At 40.9% G+C, this 16617-nt stretch carries 18 protein-coding genes; 12 read left to right on the top strand and 6 right to left on the bottom strand.

All coding sequences use genetic code 11. The features are described from left to right. The first annotated feature begins 281 nt into the window (after positions 1 to 281). The 3 genes from aspS (at position 282) to B2R65_RS15750 (ending at position 3112) form a co-directional block, all read left to right on the top strand. Positions 282 to 2060, top strand: coding sequence for an aspartate--tRNA ligase (gene aspS / locus B2R65_RS15760; RefSeq protein WP_029772588.1), 1779 nt, complete (start codon positions 282 to 284; stop codon positions 2058 to 2060). A gap of 189 nt (positions 2061 to 2249) precedes the next feature. Further along, the gene (locus B2R65_RS15755) at positions 2250 to 2480 is read left to right on the top strand and encodes a hypothetical protein (protein WP_024033669.1); all 231 of its coding nucleotides are present in this window, start codon (positions 2250 to 2252) and stop codon (positions 2478 to 2480) included. Between the two features lie 29 nt (positions 2481 to 2509). Next, entirely contained in the window at positions 2510 to 3112 is a 603-nt protein-coding gene (locus B2R65_RS15750) for a pentapeptide repeat-containing protein (RefSeq protein WP_286744239.1), read from the top strand. Positions 3113 to 3195: 83 nt separating this feature from the next. On the opposite strand, the gene B2R65_RS15745 is transcribed toward B2R65_RS15750, so the two are convergent. Further along, positions 3196 to 3519: a hypothetical protein gene (locus B2R65_RS15745; RefSeq protein ID WP_004588950.1), complete on the bottom strand. Its 324-nt coding sequence runs from the start codon at positions 3517 to 3519 to the stop codon at positions 3196 to 3198. A 124-nt stretch (positions 3520 to 3643) separates the two neighbouring features. On the opposite strand from B2R65_RS15745, the gene B2R65_RS15740 reads away from it, so the two are divergent. Then, positions 3644 to 4387: an alpha/beta hydrolase gene (locus tag B2R65_RS15740; protein WP_286744237.1), complete on the top strand. Its 744-nt coding sequence runs from the start codon at positions 3644 to 3646 to the stop codon at positions 4385 to 4387. Positions 4388 to 4492: 105 nt separating this feature from the next. On the opposite strand, the gene B2R65_RS15735 is transcribed toward B2R65_RS15740, so the two are convergent. From B2R65_RS15735 to B2R65_RS15725, 3 genes are all read right to left on the bottom strand, one after another. Beyond that, the gene (locus B2R65_RS15735) at positions 4493 to 5065 is read right to left on the bottom strand and encodes a hypothetical protein (protein ID WP_273589946.1); all 573 of its coding nucleotides are present in this window, start codon (positions 5063 to 5065) and stop codon (positions 4493 to 4495) included. Further along, positions 5062 to 5682, bottom strand: coding sequence for a M35 family metalloendopeptidase (locus B2R65_RS15730; protein WP_273589945.1), 621 nt, complete (start codon positions 5680 to 5682; stop codon positions 5062 to 5064). The genes B2R65_RS15735 and B2R65_RS15730 overlap by 4 nt, the downstream gene beginning before the upstream one ends. Positions 5683 to 5826: 144 nt before the next feature. Next, entirely contained in the window at positions 5827 to 7029 is a 1203-nt protein-coding gene (locus tag B2R65_RS15725; protein ID WP_064386443.1) for a bifunctional alpha/beta hydrolase/OsmC family protein, read from the bottom strand. 267 nt (positions 7030 to 7296) lie between these two features. Between B2R65_RS15725 and B2R65_RS15720 the strand changes: the two genes are divergently transcribed. Further along, positions 7297 to 8136 (top strand): isopenicillin N synthase family dioxygenase, encoded by an 840-nt coding sequence (locus B2R65_RS15720; RefSeq protein WP_004589526.1) that lies wholly within the window; start codon positions 7297 to 7299, stop codon positions 8134 to 8136. A 292-nt stretch (positions 8137 to 8428) separates the two neighbouring features. Beyond that, the gene (locus B2R65_RS15715; protein WP_286744230.1) at positions 8429 to 9820 is read left to right on the top strand and encodes a DEAD/DEAH box helicase; all 1392 of its coding nucleotides are present in this window, start codon (positions 8429 to 8431) and stop codon (positions 9818 to 9820) included. Between the two features lie 102 nt (positions 9821 to 9922). On the opposite strand, the gene B2R65_RS15710 is transcribed toward B2R65_RS15715, so the two are convergent. Both B2R65_RS15710 and B2R65_RS15705 read right to left on the bottom strand, forming a co-directional pair. Then, on the bottom strand, positions 9923 to 10666 hold the full coding sequence (locus B2R65_RS15710) for a DUF3307 domain-containing protein (protein WP_286744227.1): 744 nt from the start codon (positions 10664 to 10666) through the stop codon (positions 9923 to 9925). Further along, entirely contained in the window at positions 10666 to 11289 is a 624-nt protein-coding gene (locus B2R65_RS15705) for a hypothetical protein (protein WP_286744225.1), read from the bottom strand. The genes B2R65_RS15710 and B2R65_RS15705 overlap by 1 nt, the downstream gene beginning before the upstream one ends. Before the next feature lie 167 nt (positions 11290 to 11456). Here B2R65_RS15705 and B2R65_RS15700 point away from each other — a divergent pair, with 167 nt between their 5' ends. The 6 genes from B2R65_RS15700 (at position 11457) to B2R65_RS15675 (ending at position 16494) form a co-directional block, all read left to right on the top strand. Continuing rightward, complete coding sequence (locus tag B2R65_RS15700; protein ID WP_004589523.1) at positions 11457 to 11960, top strand: LabA-like NYN domain-containing protein; 504 nt, start codon at positions 11457 to 11459, stop codon at positions 11958 to 11960. 152 nt (positions 11961 to 12112) lie between these two features. After that, positions 12113 to 13036 (top strand): NAD(+) diphosphatase, encoded by a 924-nt coding sequence (gene nudC, locus B2R65_RS15695; protein WP_029771750.1) that lies wholly within the window; start codon positions 12113 to 12115, stop codon positions 13034 to 13036. A 9-nt stretch (positions 13037 to 13045) separates the two neighbouring features. Then, complete coding sequence (locus B2R65_RS15690; RefSeq protein WP_286744219.1) at positions 13046 to 14227, top strand: cystathionine beta-lyase; 1182 nt, start codon at positions 13046 to 13048, stop codon at positions 14225 to 14227. Positions 14228 to 14390: 163 nt separating this feature from the next. Next, on the top strand, positions 14391 to 15215 hold the full coding sequence (locus B2R65_RS15685) for an ABC transporter permease (protein WP_264390631.1): 825 nt from the start codon (positions 14391 to 14393) through the stop codon (positions 15213 to 15215). Next, positions 15212 to 16120 (top strand): ABC transporter ATP-binding protein, encoded by a 909-nt coding sequence (locus B2R65_RS15680; RefSeq protein ID WP_024033654.1) that lies wholly within the window; start codon positions 15212 to 15214, stop codon positions 16118 to 16120. The genes B2R65_RS15685 and B2R65_RS15680 overlap by 4 nt, the downstream gene beginning before the upstream one ends. Continuing rightward, entirely contained in the window at positions 16120 to 16494 is a 375-nt protein-coding gene (locus B2R65_RS15675) for a PH domain-containing protein (RefSeq protein ID WP_004589518.1), read from the top strand. Before B2R65_RS15680 ends, B2R65_RS15675 begins: the two co-directional genes overlap by 1 nt. Positions 16495 to 16617 lie beyond the last annotated feature (123 nt).

The raw sequence follows: 16617 nt of genomic DNA, 5'->3' as shown, positions 1-16617 counted from the left end.
CATGTTTGGCATTTATGCTGCGTTATCGCCTTTTTTATTGGGAATAACCACACTACATAGACTCTGCATTGCCTAAAAGCCAAACATACTGCTGCAAATTCAACCACCAACGTTCAACACGCCCTAGCATCTTGATACTACTTGGGTATAATGCAGGGCTTAATTTGATTATTTTTAGATTGCTAGCGGCTTTATTTGTATTGTGGTGACCAGTTTTTTAAATCACACGCCTTAAAACAAATAAATATAACCGTTTAAGCCTTTTATCTGACAGGAAAACTATGCGCTCTATATATTGCGGACAGCTAAATAAAACTCACGTAGATCAAGAAGTTGAACTATGTGGCTGGATCAACAAACGACGTGACCTTGGTGGACTTATCTTTGTCGATTTACGCGATAGAGAAGGGTTAGTACAAGTTGTATTCGATCCAGAGGTTGAAGGACTAATGGATAACGCTAACAAACTTCGCCAAGAGTTTTGTGTGCAGTTAAAAGGGGTTGTACGTGCGCGCCCAGAAAGCCAAGTAAATAAAGACATGGCAACAGGCGAAGTGGAAATTTTAGGTACTGAGCTAACTATTATTAATCGCTCTGAGCCGCTACCGCTTGATTTTAATCAAACCAATTCAGAAGAGCGCCGCTTAAAGTACCGCTACTTAGATTTACGCCGCCTTGAAATGAGCGACCGTATTAAACTGCGCGCTAAAGCAAGCAGCTTTGTTCGTCGCTTTTTAGATGACAATGGCTTTTTAGACATTGAAACACCTGTACTTACAAAAGCAACACCAGAAGGTGCACGCGATTACTTAGTACCAAGCCGTGTTCATAAAGGCAGCTTTTACGCATTACCACAGTCGCCACAGTTGTTTAAGCAATTGTTGATGATGTCGGGTTTTGACCGTTACTACCAAATTGTTAAATGTTTCCGTGATGAAGATTTACGTGCCGATCGCCAACCTGAATTTACCCAAATAGATTTAGAAACCTCGTTCATGAGCTCTGATCAAGTACGTGGTATGACTGAAAAAATGATCCGTGAAATGTGGCAATCATTACTAAACGTTGATTTAGGCGATTTCCCAATTATGCCTTACAGCGAGGCAATGAGCCTTTACGGTTCTGATAAGCCAGACTTACGTAACCCAATGAAGCTTGTTGATGTAGCTGATTTAGTAAAAGACGTAGAGTTTAACGTATTTTCAGGCCCAGCTAATGACGAAAAAGGCCGCGTTGCTGTATTAACAGTACCGGGTGGCGCTAAGCTTTCGCGTAAGCAACTTGACGATTACACTAAGTTTATTGGCATTTACGGCGCTAAAGGTATGGCGTGGATGAAAGTAAACGACCGCGATGCAGGCGCTGAAGGCGTTCAATCTCCAGTTGCTAAGTTTTTAAACGAAGAGGTAATTACCCAGTTACTTGAGCGTACTAACGCACAAACGGGCGACATTATTTTATTTGGTGCCGATAAACGCAACGTTGTAAACGAAGCAATGGGCGCGCTTCGCTTGAAGATTGGTGTTGATTTAGAAATCACTAACCTTGATAGCTGGGCGCCACTTTGGGTTGTTGACTTCCCAATGTTTGAAGAAGATGACGAAGGCACGTTACATGCTGTGCATCATCCATTCACAGCACCAAAAGATATTAGCGCAGAAGAGCTTGAAGCAAACCCTGCCGCGGCTATTTCAGATGCTTACGACATGGTATTAAACGGCTACGAAGTAGGTGGCGGCTCGGTACGTATTCATAATGCTGATATGCAAGAAGCAGCATTTAGAATTTTAGGGATTGATGCGCAAGAGCAACAAGACAAGTTTGGTTTCTTACTTGATGCCCTTAAATACGGCACACCACCACATGCTGGTTTAGCCTTTGGTCTTGACCGTTTAGTTATGCTTTTATGTGGTACCGATAACATTCGTGACGTTATTGCGTTCCCTAAAACCACTCAAGCATCGTGCTTATTAACCGATGCACCTAGCAAAGCTAATAGCGACTCGTTAACTGAGCTTGCAATCAGTGTGGTAGAAAAAGCAATTCCTAGCGAAGAGTAATACCGCGCGCAACAAATGCGCTTAGCTAGATTTAAAAACCCTTAGGAGTATGCCTAGGGGTTTTTTTATGGTTAAATTTAAAGCAGTTCATATCAATCGTGTTAAGTTATTAGTCTATTTAGCACGCTAGAGTAGTTAATTATTTAAGTTGCTTGGTATCAAATATTATTCAATAGAGAGGGAGTTCTTATGTCGTTTAATCTCACATTATTTGGTGAATTTTTAGCTTTTTTTATTTTGTTTTGCATTCCAATTTTTGCGCTTATTAGCTACAAAATAGGTAAACGCAAAAGCACCATGCCGGGCGTTTTAGCTTTTGTGGGCGGATGCTTAGCGGTATTTCCGCTCTTTGGCTTAATTTTTATCGCCTTATTAGCGCTTAAACAAGACTTGCCAAAAACCAGCCCTTATGCCCATTAAACAACCCTAAATACGGACACGTAGTCACAGTGCCAATTTCTAATAATAGCTATTATTGCGATCAGCAATTTAGTGCCTTACAGCTAGCAAAACACACACTCGAAAACACAGAGTTTGAAGCGTGTACGTTTATAGATTGCGACTTATCTCAGGGGCAATTTAAAACGTGTCGATTTATAGAGTGCAGCTTTGAGCGTTGCAATTTATCGAGCATTGATTGGGGATACAGCTCGCTTGAAAATGTAAGCTTTAGCCATTGTAAGTTAAACAGTGTGCAATGGGGCGATGCAGATTGGGGAGCGCTAAGTATTGATGCGCCGGTGAGCTTTAATAGCTGTGAGCTTAGTAACTGCTCTTTTTATGAATTAACTTTAAAATCACTAAAATTAATACACTGCTTTGCAAAAAATGTTGATTTTAGACATGCCAATTTAAAGCAAAGTACATTTACAGGAAGTAATTTTCGCGATAGTGAGTTTTTTCAAACCACTCTAACTGAGTGTGACTTTGTAGGGGCTACAGAATTTAATATAGATTTAAACAGTAATACGTTAGCGGGGGCTAAGTTTGAGCGCTTTGAAGCCCTTAATTTACTTACAAGCCTTAACATTGAGCTTTGCGATTATATGTGAGGAGCGTTTAGAAGCTGCATATTGCAAGCCTCTAAACAATGAATAACCTTTAATAAGATTAAACAGTGGCCTGTAGCTTGGTATTAACAGCTAGGGCCATTTTTATTACGTGCGTTTGCCAATGTGCGGGCAATTTCAAGCAGTGCAGGGGTGATGTCATCAGCGCCGTCTTTGATTAATTTGGTTACATCGCCTGATGAATATAAGCTATCGCGCGGCGACTTAATACCAAGTTCGCGCACAAAGTCTTTTGTTTTACCTGTGCTGCCTGTTTCAATAAATTTAAAAATAATACGCTCGTTGTTACTTTTTGGCTCGGCCTGTAACACGGCAATTTCTTCTTTATAGGCTTCTATTCGACTTTGCAAAATGTCGATACGTTGTTCAATAGTGCTGTATGATTTCATGGGGTACTTTTCTAAATTAACTAAAAATAATACCCGTATTATCGCATACATTAGCAATGGCGCGCGCTAACCTTTATAGTAAAAGTTATTTTTATTTAAAAACAATAATTTATATAAGTACAACATGCATAAAACAATAAAAAAGTTACTAACATTAAGTGCATTTAGCCTAAGCGCGAGTTTAATATCACCATTAAGCTTTGCTGATGATGTAATAGTGGATCAAAGCCGCAATCGCACCATCCCTATAAATATCACATACCCCAATGAGAGCAATCAATGCAGCGTACACGCAAAGTGTCCTGTAGCATTTGTAAATGCAGGCTACGGCATTAGCCACAATGACTACACGTTTGCGAGTAAGCTATTTAATGCACAGGGTTATTTAAGCATTGCAGTCGCGCATGAGCTAAAAACCGACCCTGCGCTTAATCGCATACAGCCTTATTTAACCACCCGCATGGAAAACTGGCATCGCGGTGTAGTTACCCTTAAATTTTTAGTTAATCAGCTAAGTGCTCAATACCCTGAGTATAACTTTTCTCAGCTCACGTTATTTGGCCACTCTAACGGCGGCGATATATCTGCTTTATATGCTTCAATTTACCCAAATGAAGTAAGCCAACTAATTACCCTCGATCACCGACGCATGTTGATCCCACGTAATAAAAATATACGCGTACTGACACTGCGCGGTAGTGATTACCCAGCTGATGCTAACGTGCTATTAAACGATACAGAGCTTAAAGAGTTCCCTGTTAGCCAAATAAAGATAGAAAAGTCGCGCCATAACGATATGCACGACGGTGGGACAAAATGGCTGGTACAGAGAATGAGTAAAGAAGTAGGGGCGTTTTTAGATAATTAGCCAAGATATATAATCAAGCCAACTTTAAGCTGGCTTGATATATAAAGGTTTAAGCTGACGCAGAATTTTGAGTGGCATTAAACAAAGTATGTATATTATTGCAGGTTACCCTTGCGGCGTAGCAAACTGTTTTATTGGCCGTTCCTTTATTTCCATATCTTTTGTAGGAATAGCTAGGAGTGAATATTTCGTTCTTATGGTAATGATATCAACAAACTTACCGTTAATGTACAAGTTGACGAACGGTGTAATTGTACTCACTAAGTATTTTTTTTCGGGGTCCAAAGCAAATTTTTCTTCCATGCCTTTTAGCTCAATAAACTTTACTTCAAGCGGTTCGAACTCTATCGAGGATAATTTTTTGTGTGCACGCCGGCGCCCTTGTATAGGTTGTTCAGGGACCTTTGCATTGGGGTTTTCTGCTCTTATTGAGAAGTATTCATCCACTTCATATATGAACATTGAGTTTAAGTCGATACCTTGTCCATTGAAAGCGAGAGAGCTTAATTTAACTTGATAAGGCGAAGTATTTTCCAACCTTATACTAGTTATACATTTAGTATCTATATGACAAAATGTATAAGAAGATGCAGCAATAGGACCTTCGATAACTTCTTCAGAGTTGGCAAAAGTAGAGTAACTAATTAAAAGAAATATAATATTGATCAAAGTTTTCATTGGGCTGTTCGCACTGCATTTTCAAAAAGATATGCCGAATATAGCAATATATCTCTGTCTTCATTAGTTTGATAAATCTGTGCCTTTTGAGCGATGAAATTAAGATCCTTTATAGCAGTTCTCGCGTTATATGCTGTATCTTCAGAAGTCCAAACTGCGTGACTAAACTCATGAACAATAGTATCTACTTTTCTATCAGTACCTACGCTAAAAAAACTCTTGCCAAATCCTATAATTCCATATCTGTCATAATAGGTAGCATCGCCAAACTCAGCACATTTATACAATTTTTGTGGGGTCAAATACATAGAACCAATAAGGTTAATTACTTTACGCGCTTGGCGGATTAAAAATGTTCGTGTTGTTTCAAAATTAATTGAATTAACAAAACCATATTGTTTCATAATTGATTCGAATTTTTCTTTTTTCTTTTCATCTAAGTTAGCAGGGTTGTGCAATATATTAATAAAAGTTGTTAATGCTTTTGGGGTAATTAGCATAGCCAATTCAATTTGTTTTAGCTCAGATAAAGTTAACTCGATACCTGTTTTGTTTGTTACTTCGTAAATTGAAAAGTTGTTGCGCTCATAGTAAGTATTTTTATTCATACTATTCATACCTATCCTTGGTTGTATAATTTTTACTAACAAACTACTAGAATTGTACCTATTATTCAACCTCTATATTTTATCTCAGATTGTGAGGTTGCTTTATTGAACATCTAAAATAGCGCAGCCACAGCTGCGCTATTTTTGTTTTAGTTACTCAACTAATTCACTTACTACAATTGGGCTGTTATGCAGGGTTTTATGCACTGGGCATTTGTCGGCTATTTCGAGCAGGCGTTGGCGCTGTGCTTCGGTTAAGTCGCCGCGTAGGGTAATTTTACGGGTAATGGCCTCTAGGTTTTGGGTGCATTCGCCGTTGTCGCAATCTTTGTAATAGTCGCGGGTGTGTTCAAGCTCTACTTTTATATGATCAAGCGGCAGCTTTTTTAAGGTTGCATACATACGCAGTGTCATTGAGGTACACGCGCCTAGGCCTGCGAGTATATGGTCGTAAGGATCGGGGCCTAAATTACTGCCACCTACTTTTAATGGCTCATCGGCAAGCCATGTATGATCTTTAGTACTTACGTGCTGAGTAAATATATGATCTTTTTCTTCAACCAGTACTTTGCCGTTTTCTAATTTTGCGCTGTAGTTGCTTTGCTCGTATTTAACGTAGCGGTTTGCCCAATTAGCAATTAGCGTAGCAGCGTACTCGGCATCGTTTTTATTACTTAGTAAGTGGTCGGCGTTATCGAGGCTAATAAAGCTTTTTGGGTGTTTGGCTGATGCGTAAATTTTCTCGGCTTCTGAAATATTAACCGTGGCATCAACAGGGGAATGCATAACTAAAAGTGCGCGTTTTAATTTGCCTATATGGCTACGGTCGTACTTTGCAATATCCTCTACAAATTGTTTTTTTATGGTAAATTCGCGCCCAGCTAAGCTAACTTTAGCTTCACCTGCGGCGTTTATTTCGTCTAAATGGGCTTCAAAGTTATGTGCAACGTGTTGTGCATCTGAAGGAGCGCCAATTGTTGTAATAGCCGATACCTCAGGAATATGCTCTGCAGCAGCCAGTACGGCAGCGCCACCTAAGCTGTGGCCAATTAATAACTGCGGCGCATCAAAGTAAGTACGCAGGTGATCGGCTGCGGCCACTAAATCTTGAATATTTGATGAGAAGTTACTGTTTGCAAAGTCGCCGTCGCTATTGCCAAGGCCGGTAAAGTCAAAGCGCAGTACGGCAATACCTTGTTGGGTAAGGGCGCGGCTTATGCGCGTAGCGGCAGCAATATCTTTACCACAGGTAAAGCAGTGTGCAAATAAAGCATAAAACTTTACATCGCCGGCTGGGCGTTCAAGCTGGCCTGCAAGTTCTAAATCGCCGCTTTTAAAAGATACTTTTTGTCGCATAGAAGAGCCTTAGTGTTTCATTAAAATACGTTACAATAATAGATAAGATATAAGCACTAATTAGTGCAATTTCAATGTTTATTATGCTTTGATCTTGATCAAGTAAACTGTTTACTATTTCATCGTGAGGACATTTGTCCTTATGTTTTTTGGGTGGTTTGTCTATCCTCGCACAGCGCTATAATGAAGGTTTTGCTACTTTATATTGGCTAATTAGCTATATTTTAAAGCAGCTCACTTCTAACAACCTATTCACTGGAACGTACAATGCAATTACCTACTGTTGATTATAAAGCTCCCGATGCGGCTGCTCACTTTGTTGAATCGTTAAGAAACACCGGTTTTGGTGTATTAAAAAATCACCCAATCCCGCAATCTTTAGTTGAGTCTATTTACGAAAAATGGCAAGACTTTTTTAATTCAGAGCAAAAGCACGACTTTTTATTTTCTAAAGAAACGCAAGACGGTTATTTCCCGCCTTCTGTATCTGAGGTAGCTAAAGGCTTTACAGTAAAAGACATTAAAGAGTACTTTCATGTTTACCCTAAAGGTCGCGTGCCTGCAGAGCTTGAAGCCGACGTACGTGAGTACTACCGCTTAGCTAACGAATTTGCAGCAACGCTTTTAAGCTGGGTTCAAGCAGAGGCACCAGCCGATGTACGTGCTAAGTTTTCTATCGATTTAAAAGACATGATTGCTGATTCTGAGCAAACATTGTTACGCATTTTACATTACCCGCCAATGACAGGTGATGAAGAGCCAGGTGCAATTCGCGCTGCAGCACATGGTGACATTAACTTATTAACTGTATTACCTGCATCGAACGAGCCAGGCCTGCAAGTTCAAAAAACTGATGGCGGTTGGTTAGATGTGCCATGTGACTTTGGTAGCTTAATTATTAATATTGGTGACATGTTACAAGAAGCGTCGGGCGGGTACTTCCCATCGACTATTCACCGTGTAATTAACCCAACGGGTAAAGCGTCGACTAAGTCGCGTATTTCTTTACCGCTGTTTTTACACCCACGTCCTGATGTTGTGCTTTCTGAGCGCTACACTGCAGACAGCTACCTACAAGAGCGTTTACGCGAGCTAGGTGTTAAATAATAGTTGCTTTTTAAATAGCATCTATTCAAAAGCGGCTTTTTAGCCGCTTTTGTTGTTTTACATAGCCCATTGGGTTATATCCCCCGCGCTGCGATTTAATCGCCCTTAGGTAGTACATATTTTAATTCACAAAAACGTATCTGCTTTAATGCCATAGTGCTGTTTTGTATTGCTATTCGCTATTTTTGCGCTGAGTGCTTATTTGGCAAAGTGAATATTTCCATGCATTTCTAAGTTAGTTGCGTATAATGCGCCCTTGGCCGGTTTGGCCTTTTTTTTATTGAGAGATTTTATGAGTTTTGATGGTTTAGGTTTATCACAGTCTTTAGTTAACGCGGTTTTAGAAAAGGGCTATGAAACGCCAACGCCTATTCAGGCTCAAGCAATTCCTGCAATTATTGAACGTCGCGATGTAATGGCGGCTGCACAAACAGGCACAGGTAAAACCGCTGGTTTTACGTTACCGCTAATTGAGCTGTTATCTAAAGGCAGTAAAGCAAAAAGTAACCACGTACGTGCCCTTATTTTAGCGCCTACGCGTGAGCTGGCTTTGCAGGTAAGCGAAAACGTTGAAGAATACGCTAAGCACTCTGATGTAAGTTCGTTTGTAGTGTACGGCGGCGTTAAAATAAACCCACAAATGCAGCGCCTTCGTAAAGGGGTTGATATTTTAGTGGCCACGCCTGGGCGTTTAATCGATTTACATAATCAAAACGCTGTTAAGTTTGATAATGTTGAAGTGCTGGTACTTGATGAAGCGGACCGCATGCTTGATATGGGGTTTATTCACGACATTAAACGCCTGATTGATAAAATGCCGCCTAAACGCCAAAACTTAATGTTTTCGGCAACGTTTTCAGATGATATTCGTGCATTGGCAAAAGGGTTAATTAACGACCCTGTTGAAATATCAGTTGCGGCAAAAAACACCACTGCTAAAAGCGTAACGCAAAGCGTTTACGCTGTTGATAAATCGCGTAAAACCGCATTACTTAGCCATTTAATTCGTAGCAACGATTGGCAACAAGTATTAGTGTTTAGCCGTACCAAGCACGGTGCAAACCGTTTAGTTAAACAGCTTGAGCGCGACGACATAGTAGGCGCCGCTATTCATGGTAATAAATCACAAGGCGCTCGTGTTAAAGCATTAGATGGCTTTAAAAGTGGTGAAGTACGCGTACTTGTAGCCACTGATATTGTGGCACGTGGCCTTGATATTGTTGAGCTTCCGCATGTGGTTAACTACGACTTACCAAACGTATACGAAGATTACGTTCACCGTATTGGCCGTACAGGCCGTGCTGGTGCATCAGGGCATGCTATTTCGTTTGTAACAGCCGATGACGCCGCTGATTTATACGGTATTGAACGTTTTATTGGTGAGCTAATTCCTCGCGCTGAAGAGCCTGGATTTGAACCAACTAGCCCAGTGCCTGAGCGCGCATTAGATGCTCGCCCAATTAAACCTAAAAAACCTAAAAAAGCAAAGCAGCCGTTTAACAAACCTAAGTCTGATAAGCCGAACAGCAAAAAACCAAACAATGGGGGAAGCGGTACCGGCCCTCGTCGTGGTGGTTCTAAAAAACCAGCAGCGAAAACTGATGACAACGCACAAAGCCCATGGGCAAAACGCCAATCGGTAGGTGGTAATGGCCAGCGCCGTCGTCGCCCAAATAACGATTAATGATTATTAAAGATTGTATTGGCCTTTAATTAAACGCCAATACAAAAAAACGCGCTACCTTTTAATAGAAGTAGCGCGTTTTTTATTATCTGTAATTTATACTTACCTGATCAACGAATTAACGCCTAAACCTACAAACAAGGTAACGCTAACGCTTAGTAAGGTGCCTAGCATAACGTACTCGGTGAGCTTTTTATCTTTACTGGCACTTAAATCGCCAAACCTAAATACCGACTTGGCAGCTAGCAAAAAGCCAAGCCCCGCAAATTGATCAAGTAGTATAAAGCTGAGCATAAGTACACGCTCTATCATGCCAATGCTTTGTCCGGCCAACGGTAAGCTGCCCTCACTTGAAAAGTTAGCGGTGAGCCTTTCAAGCATCATTCTTATAAATACGGCACTTGGGCTTAATATAATTAAATATCCGCATACAACCCAAAGCACTTTAGGGTTTGTGGCAAGTGCGCTTACGTACGCGATTAAACTTTGGTTATCAGTTATATAAATACACAGCGCTATTATTACGGCTATATGCGCTATTTGGTCGAGTAAAAAGGGCACAACCCCTTTGCTAGAATACGACTTAGCAATATCTATTAGGTAGTGGCTAAGCATAATTGCAGCTGTTGAAAGTAACACGGTGCTTAGTTGTTGCCAGCCATAGCTATATTCCCAAAGCGCTAAAATAACGGCGCTAACCACACCGTGTACTAATACATGCAGGTAGAGCTTTTTAGCTTTAAAGTGGCGGGTGTTTCTATCGTTTACCCAGCTCATTGGTTGTAAAAAAAAGTCACTGACTAGGTGGCCTATAATTAATGTCACTAATAATAACGAAAACCCCATTACTCACTTCCTTTTGCAATCGTTGTTATGACCTGTTTAGCGTGTATTATAAATCGTTCTATAAGCTGATAATTTGCTAAATTAAGCAATTTAGTGACATTTTCGCGACTGGTGTTAAGCTCTTTTGCCAGTGCTGCATGGCTGTTATCGGCCTGGGTTAAATACACGTAAAGCGCATTGGCTTGTTTTTGCGTTATTTTGCAAAGCAAGGTATCAACAAAGGCAAGGTTAAGACTAAAGCCTTCATCTAGGGTGTGCTTTGCTATCTGTAAGGTAAAGCGCTGATTGGCTATTTTATCAAGGCCTTGCCCTGAGAGCACAAAGGCAGAGCCGGTAGCTGTTTTTATATCGCTGCGTGGGTTGTCTACCTCACCTAAGGCCATACTTTGGCGCAGCTCGTAACCTGCCGACTTTAAATGCAAATAAATGATAATAGCGGTTTTAATTAACTGCTCGCTTTGATTTATTTGTAACTGAAAAGCATCACCTCGGTATATGGTCCACAGTGAGGTATTATTACTAATTGCACGCAAACTTTGCTCTAGCTGATAAAGCATGGCATCGTATTGCTGCTTAGGTATTTTTTGCGATTTAATTATATCGCCGCTGATCACACCAATCATAAAAATCCAAAAAGTAACTTAATGCAGTTACATAGAATCAGGTAACCAAATTTGGTTACATTTAGTTAAGTAACCAATTTAGGTTACTTAAAACAAAATTGCAAGGTTCACTCGTTAATGGCGTTTTTTTTTCAGCTGCGCTGAGCTGTGAGCACTTAAGGAAACAAATGACTTTACAAAACGATCAGCAAATCAGTAAGCCACGTGTCGGTATTTTTGTTGATGTACAAAACATTTATTACACGTGCCGCGAAAGTTACCGTAAAAACTTTGATTACAATGCATTTTGGGCGCACATGAAGCAGCAGTATTCTATCGATTGTGCATTTGCGTATGCCATTCACCGCGGTGATGAAAAACAAAACCAGTTTCAAAATATTTTGCGTGCTATTGGCTTTGAGGTAAAACTAAAGCCGTTTATTCAGCGCCGTGACGGCAGCGCAAAAGGGGATTGGGATGTAGGCATAACGATAGATATGCTAGAGCAAGGCAAAAACCTCGATAAAGTTATTTTGCTCTCTGGTGATGGCGACTTTGCGTTATTGCTAGGGCATTTAAAAAATCAATACAATGTACCGTGCGATGTTTACGGGGCCGATAAGTTAACCGCAGAGGTGCTTAAGCAAAGTGCAGAACAGTTTCATTTAATTGATGATAGCTTGCTACTCTAAAGCATAAAATATAGCGGCTAAGTGCCTGCAACATGAGAGTTTTTAATAAAGAGCCTATATAGCTAATATAGGCTTTTTTTATTGCGGTAATAAATTGGGTTTACTCAGCGGTTATGGTAATTTTACGCCATACCATGTTATTGAGGACTCACATGCTTTATTACAGCGACATGCCATTAGACCGCGGGTCTAATTTTCGTAAAAACGCGGCGTGGTTAAACGCGCAAATGTCGGCACAAAGTAAGTGGCTTTTGGTGAATAATAACCACACTTTGTTTTATAAAGACGCAGCTCAAGTGTGCTACTTAACGTATCAGCAAATTGCCCATTTAGATTTATCAAACGCTATTTATTTAGGCTCAAATACTGAGCAACAGGGTGTGTTTGCGTTAGATGTTTCAGCCATACACGATGACGAACTCAAGTGCGTTATAGGCGACGCACAGTTTTTTGATATACGCCAATATGGCCCTCACGTTGATATACAAGATGGCTCTATAGCCGCACTTGCACGTGGCTTATGTTATTGGCATGCAACGCATAGTTTTTGTGGGCGTTGTGGCAGTAAAAATACATTAGTAGAGGCAGGGCATTCACGCCTATGTGAAAACGAGCACTGCAAGCACCCTACATTTCCACGCACTGACCCTGCAGTAATTATGGTGGTTACTAAAGTATTTGAAGATGGAATAGAGCGTTGTTTATTGGGTCGCCAAGCAATATGGCAACAAGGTATGTATTCGTCATTGGCAGGCTTTGTAGATCCAGGTGAAACACTAGAGCAAGCTGTAGCGCGCGAAGTTAAAGAAGAAGCAGGCATTGACGTTGATAATGTACGTTATATTGCCTCGCAACCCTGGCCATTCCCTTCCTCTATTATGTTGGGTTTTATTGCTCAGGCTAAAACTGAGCAAATAAACGTAGATAAAGACGAATTAGACGATGCCAAATGGTTTACGCGCGAAGAAGTTAAGGCGTTTGGCAATATGGGCGATGAAGGCGATCATTATAAACTCCCTCGGGTCGATTCAATTTCGCGTTTTTTAATTGAACAATGGCTTTCAAATAAGGCTTAAGGATTGGTAATGTCGACAAGCAAAAATAAAAATACCCAGTTAGTATCAACGGGGCGTAAAAAAGCCTACACCCATGGTGTGGTAAATCCCGTAGTACAGCGCGCTTCTACAATTGTATTTGACAGCGTGGCCGAATTAAAAGAAGCAGCTAAAACCCGCGGAGATAAAACATTATTTTATGGCCGCCGTGGCACAACTACACATTTTGCACTGCAAGAGGCGATAACCGAGCTTGAAGGCGGCGAAGGCTGCGCACTTTACCCATGCGGCGCTGCGGCAATAAGCCAAGCGTTATTGTCGTTTGTAAAGGCAGGCGATCATATTTTAATGGTTGATAACGTGTATGAACCTACGCGTGATTTTTGCGATAAAATTTTAGCGGGGCTAGGTGTTACCACCACTTACTACCCACCTACAATTGGCGCAGGTATTGAGGCGTATATTCAGCCAAACACAAAAGTGCTGTTTTTAGAATCGCCTGGCTCTATAACCATGGAAATACAAGATGTACCTGCCATGGTTAAAGTAGCCAATGAGCATAATATTATGACCATGCTTGATAACACCTACGGCAATGGCTTGCATTACCGCCCACTTGAACACGGTGTAGATATTAGTATTCAAGCAGCAACTAAGTACATTGTTGGCCACTCTGATGTAATGATGGGTGTTGCAGTGGCAAATAAAAAGTACTGGCCAACCCTACGTGAGCAGTCGTACTTATTAGGGCAATGCACCAGCGCAGATGATGCCTATTTAGCGCTTAGAGGCTTACGTACTATGGCAGTGCGTTTAAATCAGCACGAAAAGGCGGCTATAGAGGTGGCAAAATGGCTTGAGCAACATGAGTTAGTTGATCATATTCGCCATCCTGCATTTGCAAGCTGCCCTGGGCATGAATTTTTTAAGCGCGACTTTGATGGCAGCAATGGATTGTTTTCATTTGTAATGAAAACCGGTAACCAAAAAGCCATTGATGCGTTTTTAGATAGCCTTGAGCACATTAAAATGGGCTTTTCGTGGGGCGGCTTTGAAAGTTTAGTCACCGCCAATTTGACCATGGAAGGTTTACGTTCGAACACCGGCTGGGATTTAGGCCCTGTTATTCGCTTGCATATTGGCCTTGAAGACATTGATGATTTAATTAATGACTTAAGCCAAGCACTTGAGGTATACCAACAGCATTTATAAAAATAGGCTAAATAAACAAAGTTTGGCCTGTTACATTTAAACGGTTTGTTACAAAGCTCACGTATGGTGAGCTTTTTTTTACTGGTAATTCAAGGTGTTTACACTTACTGTTGTTACATTACGCTTTATTTTAAAGCATGAGCAACGTCATTAAGGAAAGCCAATGGCAACATCATCAGTGAACATAGGGCGATTAACCCAAATAGCGGGTTTTGAGCTAGTACGTATGTTTTTAACCAAACGCGGCTTAATTGCAATGGCCGCCTTTGCCCTTGTTTGGTTACTTATTTTACGCTACCCGATAGGCCAAGCCGTCAGCATTATTAGTGCCCCCAATTTTGAACAAATGGCACGCGATATTTCAGGCAGTATTGGTTTAAGTAAGTTGCTTGATTGGCCTGAGGCCGAATTTGCTATGTACTGGCTAGTCGCTTTGTATAGCTTTCCGCTGTTTGCTATTTTTATATCAAGCGATCAAACCGTTGGCGATAGAGAGCGCGGCACATTACGGTTTTTATCATTGCGTTCTACTCGGTTTGAAATTTTATTTGGCCGTTTTTTAGGTCAGCTTGGCGTGTTAGCGTGTTTATTAGCTATTACCCTAGTGGCAACCCTTGGCGTACTTGGCTACAGAGAGCCTAGCCTATTAATGGGGGGGTTAAGCCGTGCGGTTTCTATATTTATAATAATGGTGGTGGTACTTAGCCCGTTTGTGGCATTAATGAGTTTGATTAACACGTTTGCTCGCTCGTCTCGTTTAGCAATTGTATTAGCCATTTTATATTTTGCTGGTGGCGGCATTATTGTGGGTATATTGGCGTGGCAAGTACCGGCTCTAAATGCGCTCGATTACCTTTTCCCAGGGGTTAATTCTGAACTTTTAGCTGGGCAAAACCTACCTTTATTGAGTGCCTTAGGTGTGCCGCTTATTCAAAGCGCTGTATTTATAGCAATTGCGCATCGAATATTTACAAGGAGTTCGCTATGAGCGTATTAATAAAAGCCAGCGGCTTGAGTAAATCGTATGGCGCAAAGCAAGCACTTAACAACGTAAGCTTTGAAATTCAAAAAGGCGCACCTGTGGCGTTAGTGGGCCCTAATGGCGCCGGTAAAACCACATTATTTAGTTTATTGTGCGGCTATATTAACCCAAGCCACGGTGAGCTCAGTATTTTAGGGCATAAGCCTGGTAGTGCAGCGTTGTTCAACCAAGTAAGTGCATTACCGCAAGATGCGCAGTTAGATCCGCGTTTTAATATAGATAAGCAACTGGCGTTTTATGGCAAGCTTCAAGGCATGGGCGCTAAACAAAGCCACAATGAAGCGCTGCGCGTACTTGATTTGGTAGGCTTAAAAGAAGTCGCTAAACAGCGTGCGGGCGATTTATCTCACGGTATGCGCAAACGGGTAACGATAGCACAAGCGCTGATTGGCTCGCCGAAAATAGTGATGCTTGATGAAGCCACAGCAGGGCTTGACCCTATTCATGCCAGGGAGGTGCGAGAGCTGGTATCGAGCTTAAGCGATGAAGCCACCTTTATTTTAAGTTCGCACGATTTAACCGAACTTGAGCGATTATGCTCCCAAGTGCTCCACCTAGATAAGGGCATTTTGAGCGAGCACCAAACAAAAGACAACAATACGCATACTCACTTTTATACCTTAATGCTCAACGAGGCGTATCAAAATGTGGAGCAGCAACTGCAGGCGTTAGCAGGTGTAAGCCGTGTGTATATGAGCCAACATAAAGAATACGTGATTGAGTACCAGCCAACCGGTGAGCCACTTGATATTGCTTTATTAAACTTTTGCCATCAACAAAACTGGCAATATAGGCAGTTAGTAAATGGTCACACCTTAGAAAATCAAATATTTACACAGGAGAAAGCATAATGGGACTACTCAGTGGTTTAATGGGAAATGCAAGCGAAGTAGATGATTCTGACTTAGAAAAAGTACTTGCTAATACCCTAATAGATGGCGAACAAGTAGAAAAAGCCTATAAGGTGATTCGCGATATGTTTATTTTTACTAATAAGCGTTTAATTTTAATTGATAAGCAAGGTATGACCGGCTCTAAAATGGAAATGGTGAGTATTGCTTATTCTAAAATTACTAAGTTTAGTAAAGAAAGTGCAGGGCACTTTGATTTAGATGCCGAGCTTAAAATTTGGATTGGTTCAGACCCAACGCCTATTAGTAAAGAGTTTAAATCGGGCGATAATATTAACGAAGTTTATCGTGTAATAAGTCAGCATGCGCTTTAGTTTGCTGAACATGTTTTAAGTAGTTGTTGACTATATGTTGCAACTACTTTAAATTTACAGTTTCTTACACCTACTTACAATTAACTTAATAAATACAACTGCTTAATTAAGTTTTCATTCAGT

Source organism: Pseudoalteromonas sp. UBA2102, assembly GCF_002331165.1.
GTDB lineage: Bacteria > Pseudomonadota > Gammaproteobacteria > Enterobacterales > Alteromonadaceae > Pseudoalteromonas > Pseudoalteromonas atlantica.
The sequence above is the reverse complement of the archived record's forward strand: the minus strand, read 5'-3'. Positions and strand labels throughout refer to the sequence as shown.